The organism is Thermus altitudinis, assembly GCF_022760835.1.
Lineage (GTDB): Bacteria > Deinococcota > Deinococci > Deinococcales > Thermaceae > Thermus > Thermus altitudinis.
The window spans coordinates 102,099-115,744 of sequence record NZ_JAKTNQ010000001.1 but is presented as its reverse complement, the minus strand read 5'-3'; the positions used below and the strand labels follow the sequence as shown (position 1 = coordinate 115,744).

Sequence of the window (13,646 nt, the reverse complement as noted above, 5' to 3'; positions counted from 1 at the left end):
CGTGGAGCATCCCCCTCCATTATCCCCCAAGGCCACCCCGGGATAGACTGAAAGGGTGGAGAAGGACCTGTTGGAAGCCCTGGGCCAGCACCTGGTCTGGCGCATCGGCCGGGCGGAGGAAGAGGAGGTCCTGGTGGTGCGGGTGGGCCTAGCCTCGGCCACGCCCCGCTTTCGCGAACTGCCCAGGCTCTTGAACATCCCGGACGCCGAGGTGGCCCGCCTGGCCAAGGAGGGCCGGGTACGGGTGGAGTGGGTGGAAGGATGAAGGCCAGGCTCCGGTTTGCCCTGAACGGCCACCTTCCCGAGGGCCTGCCCCTGGAGCTCCGCCTTGAAGGGGAGGAGCTACGGGGGGTCTTGCGGCAGGAAAACCCCGTTTTGGGGGAGGTGGTCCTGCCCTTCGCCTCGAGGCTCGAGGGGGAGTACCTAAAGGCCCTTCCCCTCCCTCCGCCCTCCCTGAGGATCGAGGGGCGGATGCGCCCCCAGGGGCCCGCGGTGGAGCTGGAGCTTGAGCTGGAACTTATCCTACCTGAGGGCCACAGCTGGGGCGAACGGGCATTTGCCAGGATCCTGGAACTCCTCTTCTTCAAAGGCCTGGAGCGCTCTCTTCCCCAGGCGGCCCTTTCTCCGGTATAGTGCCCTATAAAGGAGGTGCCTATGCTGGAGATCCGGTATCTGGGCCACTCGGCAGTGTGGCTTTCCGATGGCAAGACCAAGATGGTCATCGATCCCTTCCTCACCGGGAACCCCCTGGCCCCGGTGGGGGTGGGGGAGGTCCAGGCGGACCTGATCCTGGTCACCCACGCCCACGGGGACCATTTTGGCGACGCCGTGGCCCTCTCTAAGAAAGGGGGTACGGTGGTTTCCACCTTTGAGATCGCCACCTATGCGGAGAAGCACGGGGCCAAGAGCCTGCCCATGAACATCGGGGGCACCTACCATTTCCCCGGAGGGTGGCTGAAATGGTTCCCCGCCTGGCACTCCAGCAGCTTCCCCGACGGCACCTACGGGGGGATGCCCATGGGGGTGGTGGTCGAACTTGCCGGCAAGCGCATCTACCACGCCGGGGACACCGCCCTCTTCTCCGACATGCGCCTCATCGGAGAGCTGGGCTTGGATCTGGCCCTCCTGCCCATCGGGGATCACTTCACCATGGGGCCGGAAGACGCCCTGAAGGCCCTGGAGCTTCTCAAACCCAAGCGGGTGGTGCCCATCCACTACAACACCTTCCCCCCCATCAAACAGGACGGGGAGGCCTTTGCGGCCCGGGCTAAGGAGAAGGGCGTGGAAGGCCACGCCTTGAAGCCGGGAGGGGTGTTGGTCCTTGACTAGCCTGAAGCGCAAGGATTTCCGCCTAAGGATGCTTTTGGGCCTGGGCCAGACCGCCCAGGTCTACCTGGCGGAGGCTCCCGACGGGCAGAAGGTGGCCCTGAAGCTTCCCCGCAAGGAGGTGCGCCAGGACCCCAAGCTGGCGGAACGCTTCGCCCGGGAGGTTTCCCTTAGCCTCTCCCTGAAGCACCCCCACCTGGTCCAGGGACTTTACGGGGTACCCTTCGGCGAGGAGGCCTTTTTGGCCCTGGAGTACCTGGAGAAGGGGACCCTCGAGGACCTCCTCCTGCAACAGCCCCTTCCCCGGGAAGAGGCCACCAAGGCCCTCCTCCAGGTGGGGGAGGCCCTTCTCTTCCTGCACCAAAAAGGCCTGGTCCATCAGGACGTGAAGCCCTCCAACGTGTTCGTGGGCCACGGGGTGTACAAGCTTGGGGACCTGGGCACCGTGCGCCCCCAGGAGGAGGCCAGTCTGGAATATGCGGGAAGCCCCCATTACCTGGCCCCCGAGCTTTTCCTGGGGGCCAAGCCCAGCCCCAAGAGCGACGCCTATAGCTTCGGGGTGATGGCCTACGAGCTCCTTGTGGGGAAGCGCCCGTTTCGCGGGGAGACCCTGGAGGAGCTTAGGAACGCCCACCTCCTTCTCCCTCCCCCTCCCACCTCCTTGCCTTCCCGGGTGGATAAGGCCTTAAGGCGCCTTCTGGCCAAGAACCCCGAGGAACGGCTGGAGCTCAAGGCCTTCCTGGAGGTCCTGAAAAACCCGGAGGGCCCCAAGACCGAGGAAACCCCGCCCAAGCGCAAGCGGTTTCCCTTCTTCTGGAGGAAGTAGATGGAACCGGTCTGGTACCCCAAGCCCGAGGAAACCCGGGCCACGAGGCTTTTTCAGTTCATGGAGGCCCTGGGTTTTGAAGACTACGAGGCCTTTTACCGCTACAGCGTGGAGGAGCTCGAGGACTTCTACCGGCAGTTTTTCACCCACCTCGGCATACCTTGGCGCAAACCCTATGAGCGGGCGATCTCCGGCGGCTTCCCCCTCCCCCACTTCTTCCCGGGGGGCCGGCTCAACCTGGTGGAGGCCGCCCTCCGCCATGAGCCCACCGCCTTAGCCCTCATCCACGAAACCGAGGAAGGGGGGGTGCGCACCCTCACCTATGGGGAGCTTTTGCCGGAGGTGGAAAGGGTGGCGGCAGGGCTGCGAGCCCTGGGCGTGGAGCGGGGCGACCGGGTGGGCCTTTGGTTCCCCATGGGCCTCGAGGCGGCCATCCTCCTCCTGGCCGTAAGCTGGCTTGGCGCCATCGCCATCCCCATCTTCTCCGGCTACGCCGCCGAGGCGGCGGCGGTGCGGCTTAAAGACGCCAAGGCCAAGCTTCTAGCGGTGCAGGACGCCTTCTTTAGGCGGGGAAGAAGGGTAGACCTCCTTCCGGAGGCCCGCAGGGCCCAGGGCCTGGCGGAAACCCCTCACCTTCTGGTGGTGCGAAGGCTGGGCCTCCCCCTGGAAGCCGGGGAGGTGGACTACGCCACCCTGCAAGGGGAGCCCTTCCCCCCGGAGGAGATGGAGAGCATGGACCCCTTCATGCTCATCTACACCTCGGGCACCACCGGCCGCCCCAAGGGCACCGTGCACTACCATGCGGGCTTTCCCCTCAAGGCGGCTTTGGACCTGGCCCTTCTCTTTGACCTTAGGGAGGGGGACCGGCTTTTCTGGTTCACCGACCTGGGCTGGATGATGGGCCCCTGGGCCATCCTGGGGGGCCTTATCCTGGGGGCCAGCGTGTTCCTCTATGACGGGGCCCCCGACTATCCGGGTCCCGAGCGCCTTTGGCGGATGGTGGAGGACTTCCGCCTCACCCACCTGGGCCTCTCCCCTACCCTGGTGCGGGCCCTGATTCCCCTAGGGGAGGAACCCATAAGGGCCCATGACCTTTCGTCCTTGCGGGTCCTAGGCTCCACGGGGGAACCCTGGAACCTCGAGCCCTACCTTTGGTTCTTCCGGGTGGTGGGGGAGGAAAGGAGGCCTATCGTGAACTACTCGGGGGGAACCGAGGTTTCCGGGGGCATCCTGGGAAACGTCCTCCTCAAGCCCATCAAGCCCATGGGCTTCAACACCCCGGTGCCGGGGATGGCCGCAGCGGTGCTGGACGAGGAAGGAAAGCCCGCCGTGGGCAAGGTGGGGGAACTGGCCGTGCTCAAGCCCTGGCCCGGCATGACCAAGGGCTTCTGGCAGGACGAGGCCCGCTACCTGGACACCTACTTCGCCCGCATCCCCGGGGTCTGGGTCCACGGGGACCTGGCCCTTCTGGACGAGGAAGGCCACTTCTTCATCCTGGGCCGGAGCGACGACACCTTGAAGGTGGCGGGGAAGCGGGTGGGCCCCGCCGAGGTGGAAACCGCCGCCATCGCCCACCCCGCCCTCAAGGAGTGCGCCGCCATCGGGGTGCCCCACCCGGTGAAGGGAGAGGCCATCGTGCTCTTCGCGGTGCTGAAGCCCGGCTACACCCCAGACCCAGAGCTGGCCCAAGGGGTAGCCGACCGGGTGGCCCAGGCCCTGGGCAAACCCTTGAGGCCGGAGAAGGTCCTCTTCGTGCCCGACCTGCCCAAGACCCGCAACGCCAAGGTGATGCGCCGGGTGGTGCGGGCCGCCTACCTGGGCCAAGACCCCGGGGACCTTTCCGCCTTGGAAAACCCCGAGGCGGTGGAGGCCATCCGCCAAGCAGCCCAAAGGGAATAGACCGTGCGCCTCTGGGGCCTTCTTATCGCCCTGGGCCTGGCCTGGGCCTCGCCCCTGGAGGAGGCCCGTACCCTTTACCGCAAGGGGGAGATGGCCGGGGTGCTGGCCCGGCTGGACCCCCTCCTAAAGGGCTATGACCCCCCAGAGGAAGCCCTGATCCTTGCCGGCTTTGCCCAGTACCGCCTGGGGAGGCTGGAGGAGGCCCTTTTCACCTTCAGCCGTCTGGTGGGTACCTTAAAGGGAGGCGGGGAAGCCCTTTACGGCCTTGGCCTCACCCTCAGGGCCCTGGGGGATCCGGAAGGGGCCAGGGCCGCCCTGGACTGGGCCCTGCGGCAAGGCTACCGGGAAGCAGAGGGTATTCTCACAAGCCTTCCCCCATCCCCGCCCCCGGCCCCCAAGGCCCGCAAGACCCCGCCCCCCTTCCGGGCAGAAAAGGGGCGGTTCTGGGTTGGGGATAAACCCCTCCAGGTGCGGGGGGTCAACCTAGGGGCGGCCCTTCCCGGCCGCTTTCCCGCCGAGTTCCCGGAGGAGGAGGCCCTTTACCGAGCCTGGCTGGAGCTCCTTTCCGCCATGGGGGCCAACGCCGTGCGCACCTACACCCTTCTCCCCCCCAGCTTCTACCGGGCCTTTCACCACCACAACCGGCTCCACCCGGAACGGCCCCTGTACCTGTTCCAGGGAGTATGGACGGAGCTTCCCGAGGAAGAAGGATACGGGGACTGGGAGGGGCCTTTCCTGGAAAAGTTTCTCCTGGAGGGGCGGGAGGTCCTGGATGCCCTCCACGGTAACCTAAGCCGCCCACCTCGCCCGGGCCACGCCCACGGGGAGTACACCGCCGACGTCTCCCCTTGGGTGCTGGGGCTCCTGGTGGGGCGGGAGTTTGAGCCCTACTCCGTGGAGGCCTACCACGGACGCCATCCCGGGCGCACGTACCGGGGAAGGTTCCTGGAGGCCGCGGCAAACGCCAGCCCCTTTGAGGCCTACTTGGCCGAGGTGCTGGACCGCCTGGCCACCTACGAGTGGGAGGCCTACGGCACCCTGAGGCCCCTGGGCTTCGTCAACTGGCCCACCCTGGACCCCCTGCGCTGGGAAAGCGAGGCCAGCCACCAGGAGGAATACGCCATCCGGCGCGCCCGGGGCGAGAAGGTGGAGCCTCCCAAACCGGGCTTCCTCCATGAGGAGGATACCGTCACCCTGGACCCCACCCACCTAAGGCCCACCCCCGGTAGCCCCGTAAGCCTTTTTGCCGCCTACCACGTCTACCCCTACTACCCCGATTTCCTGGTGAACGAACGGGACCTGGCCCCCAACCGCTACCGCAACTACCTGGCCCGCCTGAAAGCCCACCACGGGGAAATGCCCCTCCTCATCGCCGAGTTCGGCCTGCCCAGCAGCCGGGGCATCGCCCACTTCCACCCCGAGGGCCTCCACCACGGAGGGTTTTCCGAAGAAGGCCAAGGGGAAAAGGTGGCGGGCCTCTGGCAGGAGATCGCTGCCCTGGACCTGGCTGGGGGGATGGTCTTCGCCCTCATGGACGAGTGGTTTAAGCGAAACTGGCTCTTCATGGAGTGGGAAACCCCTAGCCGCAACCCCTTCTGGCACAACATCCTGGACCCCGAGGAAAACTATGGCCTCCTGGCGGCCACCGCCAAAGGGGCCTTCCGGTTGGACGGCAAGGCGGAGGAATGGGAGGGCGTGCCCTTCCTCCTTAGGGAAGAGGGGCGGTTTCTCAAAGCCTATGCTGATCCCGAGTATCTCTGGCTCCTCTACCGGGGGCCTTGGCCCCTGAGGCTCTACCTGGACACCGTGCCCGGCGGGGTCCCAAGGGCGGAGGGGTTTGGGGCGGAGTTCCTTCTGGAGGTCAGCGCCCAAGGGGGAAGGCTCCTTGTGGAACAGGGCTACTATCCCTTTCAGGAGCTGGACCGCGGCCTACCGGGGACGGAATACCTCCACTTCCGGGGCACCACGCGGCCGGGGAACGGACCTTTTGTGCCCTTTATCCTCGAGCCCAACCGCCGCCGCACCGGCCGGGACGGCACCGACTACCCCCGTATCCTTTACGAGCTGGGCAGCCTGAAGCCCGGCCAAGACCCGGAAGGGGCCCGGGACCCCACGGCGGACTACGCCCTGGGGGAGGGGGGCCTTTTGGAAATCCGCATCCCCTGGGGCCTGCTCCTCATTGCCGACCCCAGCAGGCGCCTGGCCTGGTACGCCCCCGAACCCATCCCCATAGAGGGCCTTCGCTTCCTCCTTCCCGGGGCCCCACCCCTCACCTTCACATGGCCCACCTGGGAGGAGCCCGCTTTCGCCCTGAGGCTCAAACCCCTCTATTTCCGCTTGCGGGAAGTCTGGCGAGGAGCTCCCTAAGGGGCAGGCGCAGGGCCCAGGCCGCCAAGAGGAAAAGCGCCAGGCCCAGCCCTCCGCCCAGGATAAGGGGGAGTAAGGCCTCCATGGCCCTCTGCACGGGAAGCATCTTAGCCAGCACCACCCCTGGCAAGGCGGCCACGCTTCCCGCCAGCAGGGCCTTATAGAGGAAGGGAGGGAAGGCCTCCAACCCCACCCCTTCCCGTTGCAAAAGGCGGAGGTAGAGGAAGAGCCCTAGATACCCCGCCAGGGCCGTGGCCAGGTTGAGGGCGAAGAGGCCCGCATCCTTAAGGAGCCAGTACCCCAAGGTATTGGCCAAGAAAACCAGGGCGCTGGCAAAAACCGCTTCCCTGACCCGCCCCAGGGCGTAAAGGCCCCTCAGGAGAAGGGTGTTCACCCCCCACGGGAGAACCGCAAACCCCAAGGCGGCCAGGACCGAGGCGCTATAGGCGCGGTTTTCCGGGGTAAGGGGGCCGAAGAGCCCGAAAAGGAAGACCACCACAAAAAGCGCCTGGCCGCTCAGGAACCCCCCAAGGAGGGCCAGGAGGAGGGTTAACCTCCGCAAAGGACCCAGGAGAAACCGGGCCAGGGCCTCCCCTTTTAGGGCGCTCATCCGGGGAAAAAGGGCGATGGCCGGCGAGGTGGCGAAAAGCCCCAGCACCATCTGGAACACCACCTCGGCATTGTAAAAGCCCGTGACCGCGGCCGGGGGGTAGCGGGTGAGGATATGGGTCAGGACCAGGTTTAAAAACTGGCGCAAGGAGGTGGTAAAGGCAAAGGGGCCCATGCGCATAAGCGCGGGAGCAAAGGCCTTATGCCAGCGCCACTCCAGCGCATAGCCCCTAAGAAAGGGAAGCTGCACCAAGGCCTGGACCAGACCCCCCAGGGCCACGGAAAGCCCTAAGAAGGTGGGGTCTCCCGGGAAAAGGGCCATCAGGCCGATGGCCACCAGGTTGAAGGCCACGGGACCTAAGGCGTAGGGCAGAAAGCGCTCCTCCGCCTGGAGGAGGGCGGAGAAGAGGGCCGCCATGGAGATGCCCAGGAGAAAGGGCAAAAGGAGCCGGGTGAGGTAGACCACCTGCGCCAGGCCCTGGTCCTCCCGCAGATGGCTCTCCCCGGCCACCAAAAGCTCCACCACCCAGGGAGCCACCAGGTACCCAAGGCCCAAGACCAGGAGGTTTACCCCCAAAAGGAACGCCCCAAAGCGACGGGCAAAGGCCTTGGCCTCCTCCGGGGGCAAGCCCTTCAGGAGGGGGATGAGGGCGTTCTGCACCGCCCCTTCCGCCAAAAGTTCCCGCAGGAGGTTGGGCACCCGGTAGGCCACGTTGAAGGCGTCCTTAAGGGCATCGGGGTAAAGGGCGTTGAACACCGCCTGGCGCACCAGGCCCAGGACCCTCGAGGCCAGGGTACCCCCCATGACCAGGAGGACCTTACGCAGCATTGCTCTCCAAAACCTCCTGGAAAATATCTAGGAAGTTCGCCTGGTTGACCACCGTAAGCCCGTGGAGGGCGGAAAGCTCCTTGGCCCGGGCCTTATCCATACCCAAGAGCACCAGGAAGCTCTCCTTGGCCGAAAGCCCCAGGACCTTTTTCAGGCCCCCATACTTGGCGATATGGGCTTGGAAGTCCCCGGTCTTGGCCTCAAACCAGTACACCCGCTCCCCTACCCTTAGCAACACGTCCAGCTCCATGGCCTCCCCATTGGGCAGGACCACCTGGTAGCCCATGGCCACCTCATGGGGAAGGTTTTTGGAGCGCAAAAACTTGCGCAGTTTTTCCGCCACATACCGTTCCAACCAGCCCCCGGTGAGAAAGTTTTGCACCCAGCCCTCCGTGCTGGCCTTGGCCCGGATGCGGCGGTCCTCGCTTTTGTAGTGGTAGGAGGTGAGAAGGGCATACTGCTTGAGCATGGTGCAGAACTGGGTGGAGTTGGCAATCTCCTCCTGGGTGGCCTCGGAGAGGGAGAGCTCAAACTGGCGCTTCGTGGAAAGGCTCTGTTTTAGGCGCTCGTACAGCTTATCCAAACTGGCGTACCGGTCCCCCAAGAAAAGGGCCAGGCGGGTCAGGACCTTCTCCTTCTCCTCGTCCTCCTGGGGTTTTTTCACCACCTGGATGCCCAGGCCCTTAAGCCAATCCTCCAAGGAGGCCTTGGCCGGGGCTGGCCTTGGGGGCTCCTTGGCCTTTTGCCCCTCCGCCATGCGCCCCGAGGCCCTTCCCCCAGCGTCTGCCGCCTGAGAACCCTCCTGCACAAGGCGCCACATCTCCCCGGCCAAGGAGAAGAAGCGGGCCCGCAGAGGGTCCTCCCCCTCGAGGCCCGGGGGAGTAATACCGGCCCGCAAGGCATCCAAAAGCCAAGCCTCCAAGGCCTCCTGAAGCCCCTTACGGGCCGCTTCCAGATGCTCCGCCTCCACCTTTAGCCCAAGCTCGGGCAACTCCGCCACAAACCTTCCCGGGCCCACGAGATCATAGCGGGCCTGGGCCATGGCCTTTTCCAAGTAGCGGGTAAGAATCCCCACGGGACTTAGCATAACAAGGGGAAAAAACCAGGCCCCGGAAAATCCGGGGCTTCCTGGTGCCGGGGACGGGACTCGAACCCGTACGGGGGTAACCCCCCAGCGGATTTTAAGTCCGCAGCGTCTACCGTTCCGCCACCCCGGCAGACGCCTTTTATCCTACAAAAAGGGCGCCTCCTCGCCAAGGCGCAAGGTGAGGTCCGCCCCCAAGACCGCCTCCCCCGAGATGCGGTACGGGACCCCCAGCGCCTCCCCTAGGCTCCTGGCCAAGACCCCAGGGCCGTTTTCCAGCACCTCGGTGCGCCCGGGCTTCAGGTCCACAGGGTGCAGGATGACCCGAAGGCCCAGGGCACGGAGCCTTTCCCTGGCCCTTTCCGCCAAGGCCTCCTGGCCTGGGCCGTAAACCAAGGCCACCAACTTCCCGGAGACTTCCGCGGCCTGCGCCAACCCTTCCCCGGCGAAATACACGGCGAGAAGGGTATCCAAGGCCTGGCGGTCCACCGTCCAGCCCCCCCCGCCAAAGCCCCCGGGAAGAAGCAGGCTCACCAGTTCCGGCCCCTTCAGGGCGAACCCCAAGATGGCCCCCCTTTCCTCACGGGTGAGGTCGGTTTGGAAGTAGGGCTCCACCGCCGCCACCGCCCTAGGCAGGCGAAGAAGCCCGGAAGGGGAAAGCACCTGTTCCTTAAGGGCATGGAAGAAAGCCTGCTGGCGCTGGATGCGGCCGATGTCCCCTAGGGCGTCCTTACGGAAGCGCAGGTACCCTTCCGCCTTCTCCCCGTCCAGCACCTGGCAGCCGGGTTCCAGGTTGATCTCTAGCCCGGCGGCGGTATCCCGGTAGCGCATGGGCTTTTCCACGCACACCCTAACCCCCCCTAGGGCATCCACCCCGCGCCGCAAGGCCTCTGTGCTCACCACCACATACCGGTCCGGTCGCACCCCGGTGATGCGGGCCACCGCCTCCTTCATGAGCTGTGGGCCCCCCAAGGGGCTGGCCGCATTCACCTTGTGCCAACCGTAGCCGGGAAGGTTTACCCAAACATCCCGGGGTATGGAAAGCACCACCACCCGCTTGGCCGCAGGGTCTAGGCGCACCAGGAGGATGGTGTCCGCCAGGCCCCGGAAGCGTTCGGGGGCCCGTTTGTGATAGCCCGCATACTCTGGGCTAGAACCATAGACCAGCACCGTCAAGGGGGCCTTAAGCCCCTCCGGGGCCGGAAGGGCCCCCTGCCGTAACAAAGGACCCAAAAGGGGATAGGCCCAAAGGCCTAGCCCCACCAGAAGGAGGGCAAGGAAGAGGGGGAAAAACCGCCGCACAAAAGCCCAGTTTACGCCTTAGGAGGTGAGGCGGATTAGGGGAAGCAGTAGGTGGTGTCGGTCATGACCCGGTCGGCGCGCACCAGGCCGAAGCCGTATTGGTCGTCGTGGCCCGGGGCTCCGAGGTCCTCCGCGGTCCCGGTTAGGCACTGGTAGACCTGGTCCGGGGTTGGCCAGTCTCGGCGTTCGCTGGCGTACTTGCTCATGTACAGGGCCACCACCCCAGCCACCACCGGGCTGGCCAAGGAGGTTCCACTACCCAGGTCATAACCTCCAACTAGATTGGCCACCAGTACATCCTTTCCTGGGGCCACCAGGTCCAGCTCGGGACCATAGGTGGAAAAACTGGCCCGATTTTTGTTGGAATCCACCGCTCCTACGGCAATGACCGTGGGTAAGTTCCCTGGGAAAAGCACCCCAGAGCCGCCATCGTTCCCCGAGGCCGCCACCAGCACAGCCCCGCTGGCTCGCGCTTGGGCGATTGCGTTTTCTAGGGTTTGGTCCACAACGCCCCTGGCACCTAAGGATAGATTGATCACCCTGGCCCCCCACCTCCTGGCCAGGTCTACCCCTTTCGCAATGTCTGCCGTGGAGGCAGTATCCACCCCATCTTTGAATACTTTTATGGGGACCAGATACCCGCCCCACGTAACCCCAGCCATGCCTTTGCCGTTATGGGTAGCCGCACCCAGGACGCTGGCTACCATGAGGCCATGCCCACGCCTATCCGTTCGGTCCGTGGGGTCTGGGTCATCATCGGCTACGTCTAGCTTCACCCCTTGGGGAAGGTAGAGGCTAGCCTGAACATCCCCATGGGAGGAAATGCCTGTGTCCAAGACCGCAATCAGGGGTGGGCAACCTCGGCCCGTGCCCTGATTCCAGGCCGCCTCGAGGTGCACCAAACCGTTCAGGTAGGCTTCCTGATAAACCGGATACAAAGGATCGTTAGGCGCCCGCAAGGCATGATAGACAAAGTTCGGTTGCACATACTGGGCTCCCGCCCGAAGGAGGGCCACCGCCCGAGCTTTCTCCTGGCCAGGAGGCACTTTTACCCGTAGAAGCCCCCAAGGCAAGGCATCCTGGGGCTCCACCCCCTGGTCCCTGAGCATCTGGACGCTAAGCCCCGCTCTTGGCAAGACCAATAGTTCTCCTGGGACATACTCCCCCTCAAAACGACCCAAACCCTGAAGCCTTAGGGGCTCCTCCGCTTGCACCTCAAGAGGGCCTACAGGGCACTCCTTAGGGTTCACCGGAGGCGCTGGCGTCTGGGGACAGGCGGTGAGGAGTAGGGCCGTGGCAAAAAGTAGCGGAAAAAAGAAAGCCCGGTTCATGCTCCCTACTTTACCCGGAAAAAACCAGGCCCTTCTTAACCTTCGCCTAAGGTTTGCCCCACCCGCTCCGCCAGCTTCTCCAAGAAACCAAAGAACAGGGGTCCATAGTGGGCCAGCTCGTCCCCGTCCGTGGCCACCACGGGAAGGTGCCACCCCCTTTCCGCAGCCAGTGCCCGGGCCTTTTCCTGGGGGTTCCGGCCCCAGGGCTTGGGCTCGTAGAGGAAAAGGTCGGGCTTGCGGCGCTCCACCTCCCTTAGGTCCGGCGGGAAATAGGCCTGGGGCACGTCCAGGAAGATGGGCTTAAGCCCCAGGTGCAACAGGGCCTGGGCGATATAACTCCCCCGGCCCACGGTGATGGGCCCGCCCAGGTCCATCTCAAAGTAAACCCTGAGGTCAAACCGCCCCTTAAGGCGGCCATAGCGCTCGGCAAGCCCGTGGGCCAGGGCGGTAGCCCTTTCCTCCAGGTCCAAAAGGTGCCCCAAGGTGGAGAGGTTTTCCAGGATGCCGTAGGGGCTCAAGGGCAAGGGCAGGGCGTAGACGGGAAACCCCTCCTCCTTTAGCCTGAAGGCCTGCTCCCGTTGCACCCCGGTGGAGAGGAGCACCAGGTCGGGCTTTAGGCTACGGAGAAGCTCCGTGCGGGTTTTGGTGTAGGAGGCCAAGACCGGCAGGGAAAGCACCTCCGCTGGCCGGTGGCAGAAGGCGCTTCGCCCCACGAGCCGCTCCCCCACCCCCAGGGCGAAGAGGGCATCGGTCACGTTGGGGGCCAGGCTTACGATGCGTTCCAGGCGATCGGGCAGCTCTAAAGGGCCAAGAAGCTCGTGAAAAAGCCTCATTTCCTAAGGTCCAGGGAACGGGCATGGGCCTCCAAGCCCTCGGCCCGGGCCAAAAGGGCCCCCTTGACGGAGAGCTCCTTCACCGCCCCCTCGGCAAGCCCCATCACCGGGATCACCTTCAAGAAGTCCCGCACCGCCAAGCCCCCTTGGAAACGGGCGGTGCCCGAGGTGGGCATCACGTGGCTGGGCCCGGCGATATAGTCCCCCAGGGCCTCGGGGCTACCCTCCCCCAGGAAGACACCCCCGGCGTTTTGCACCTTCCCCAGCCAGGGCAAGGGGTCGGCCAGGGCCAGGCAGAGGTGCTCGGGAGCGTAGAGGTTGGCCAGGGTGAAGGCCTCCTCGAGGTCCTGGGTGAGCACCAGCCCCCCCCGCTCCAGGGCCTTTTTGGCGATCTCCGCCCGAGGGAGGTCCTGAACCTGCCGGAAAAGCTCCGCCTCCACCCGTTCCAAAAGGGCCCGGTCCGGGGAGAGGAGCCAGGGTTCGGAGTCGGGGCCGTGCTCCGCCTGGGCCAGAAGGTCGGCGGCCAGAAGCCTGGGCGAGGCGGAACCATCGGCGATGATGAGGGTTTCCGTGGGACCCGCCAGGCCATCTATGCCCACGGTGCCATAGACCTGCCGCTTAGCCGCCACCACGTAGGCGTTCCCCGGGCCCACGACCTTATCCACCCGGGGCACCCGCTCCGTCCCGTAGGCCAAAGCGCCCACAGCCTGGGCCCCGCCCATGGCGAAAAGCCGGTCGGCCCCCGCCACCCAGGCCGCGGCCAGCACACCGGGGTGAACCCTAGGGGGACTGGCCACGATGACCTCCTCCACCCCGGCCACCTTGGCCGGCACCACGCTCATGAGCAGGCTGGAAAGGAGGGGCGCACTCCCCCCAGGGACATACACCCCCACCCGGGCCAGGGGCCGGACCAGCTGGCCTAACACCCCGCTCCCATCCGCCTTTAAAAAGCCTCCCCGGGCCTCCTCCCGGTAAAAGGCCTCTATACGCTCCTTGGCGGTTTCCAGGGCATCCCTGAGCTCCTCGTCCAGGTCCTCGTAGGCCTGGCGCCAGGCCTTTTTGGGGATCTCCTCCACCGGATGACCGTCCAGGTCCAGGCTGAAGCGGTCCAAGGCCGCATCCCCTTCCTCCCGCACCGCGGCCAGGATGCCCCGCACGATCTCCTCCACCGTGGGATCAAAGGCCAGGCCCCGGCGGGCAAAGCGCTCCTTAACCTCCTCCGCGCGGTAGATCATGCCTC

General features: G+C 65.5%; 12 protein-coding genes and 1 tRNA gene. 6 read left to right on the top strand and 7 right to left on the bottom strand.

Annotation, left to right across the window (positions count from 1 at the left end):
* Positions 1-55 precede the first annotated feature (55 nt).
* From L0D16_RS00590 to L0D16_RS00565, 6 genes are read left to right on the top strand one after another with little or no spacing between them, the layout of a single operon-like run.
* Positions 56-265: a DUF3248 domain-containing protein gene (locus tag L0D16_RS00590; protein ID WP_015716772.1), complete on the top strand. Its 210-nt coding sequence runs from the start codon at positions 56-58 to the stop codon at positions 263-265.
* Positions 262-633, top strand: a complete 372-nt coding sequence (locus L0D16_RS00585; RefSeq protein WP_243029401.1) for a DUF3809 family protein — start codon at positions 262-264, stop codon at positions 631-633. The genes L0D16_RS00590 and L0D16_RS00585 overlap by 4 nt, the downstream gene beginning before the upstream one ends.
* 21 nt (positions 634-654) lie before the next feature.
* Positions 655-1,329 carry a metal-dependent hydrolase gene (locus L0D16_RS00580; protein WP_243029400.1) on the top strand — a complete coding sequence of 225 codons (675 nt, stop codon included), beginning with the start codon at positions 655-657 and terminating at the stop codon, positions 1,327-1,329.
* Positions 1,322-2,152 carry a serine/threonine-protein kinase gene (locus tag L0D16_RS00575; RefSeq protein ID WP_243029399.1) on the top strand — a complete coding sequence of 277 codons (831 nt, stop codon included), beginning with the start codon at positions 1,322-1,324 and terminating at the stop codon, positions 2,150-2,152. Before L0D16_RS00580 ends, L0D16_RS00575 begins: the two co-directional genes overlap by 8 nt.
* A complete protein-coding gene (locus tag L0D16_RS00570) occupies positions 2,153-4,051 on the top strand; it encodes an AMP-binding protein (protein ID WP_243029398.1) in 1,899 nt (632 codons plus the stop codon). It abuts the gene before it with no gap.
* 3 nt (positions 4,052-4,054) lie between these two features.
* The gene (locus tag L0D16_RS00565) at positions 4,055-6,418 is read left to right on the top strand and encodes a tetratricopeptide repeat protein (protein ID WP_243029397.1); all 2,364 of its coding nucleotides are present in this window, start codon (positions 4,055-4,057) and stop codon (positions 6,416-6,418) included.
* Here the strand turns inward: L0D16_RS00565 and murJ are convergent.
* The 7 genes from murJ to hisD all read right to left on the bottom strand — a co-directional run bounded on the left by murJ (position 6,369) and on the right by hisD (position 13,641).
* Positions 6,369-7,856 carry a murein biosynthesis integral membrane protein MurJ gene (murJ, locus tag L0D16_RS00560; protein WP_243029396.1) on the bottom strand — a complete coding sequence of 496 codons (1,488 nt, stop codon included), beginning with the start codon at positions 7,854-7,856 and terminating at the stop codon, positions 6,369-6,371. The genes L0D16_RS00565 and murJ overlap by 50 nt on opposite strands.
* Positions 7,846-8,943 (bottom strand): PDDEXK family nuclease, encoded by a 1,098-nt coding sequence (locus tag L0D16_RS00555; RefSeq protein WP_243029395.1) that lies wholly within the window; start codon positions 8,941-8,943, stop codon positions 7,846-7,848. Before L0D16_RS00555 ends, murJ begins: the two co-directional genes overlap by 11 nt.
* Positions 8,944-8,985: 42 nt before the next feature.
* A tRNA-Leu gene (locus L0D16_RS00550) sits at positions 8,986-9,073 on the bottom strand.
* 14 nt (positions 9,074-9,087) lie between these two features.
* Positions 9,088-10,242, bottom strand: coding sequence for an LCP family protein (locus tag L0D16_RS00545; protein WP_243029394.1), 1,155 nt, complete (start codon positions 10,240-10,242; stop codon positions 9,088-9,090).
* 35 nt (positions 10,243-10,277) lie between these two features.
* Positions 10,278-11,573 (bottom strand): S8 family peptidase, encoded by a 1,296-nt coding sequence (locus L0D16_RS00540; protein WP_243029393.1) that lies wholly within the window; start codon positions 11,571-11,573, stop codon positions 10,278-10,280.
* 35 nt (positions 11,574-11,608) lie between these two features.
* The gene (locus L0D16_RS00535; RefSeq protein ID WP_243029392.1) at positions 11,609-12,406 is read right to left on the bottom strand and encodes an ABC transporter substrate-binding protein; all 798 of its coding nucleotides are present in this window, start codon (positions 12,404-12,406) and stop codon (positions 11,609-11,611) included.
* Positions 12,403-13,641 carry a histidinol dehydrogenase gene (gene hisD / locus L0D16_RS00530; RefSeq protein WP_243029391.1) on the bottom strand — a complete coding sequence of 413 codons (1,239 nt, stop codon included), beginning with the start codon at positions 13,639-13,641 and terminating at the stop codon, positions 12,403-12,405. The genes L0D16_RS00535 and hisD overlap by 4 nt, the downstream gene beginning before the upstream one ends.
* Positions 13,642-13,646 lie beyond the last annotated feature (5 nt).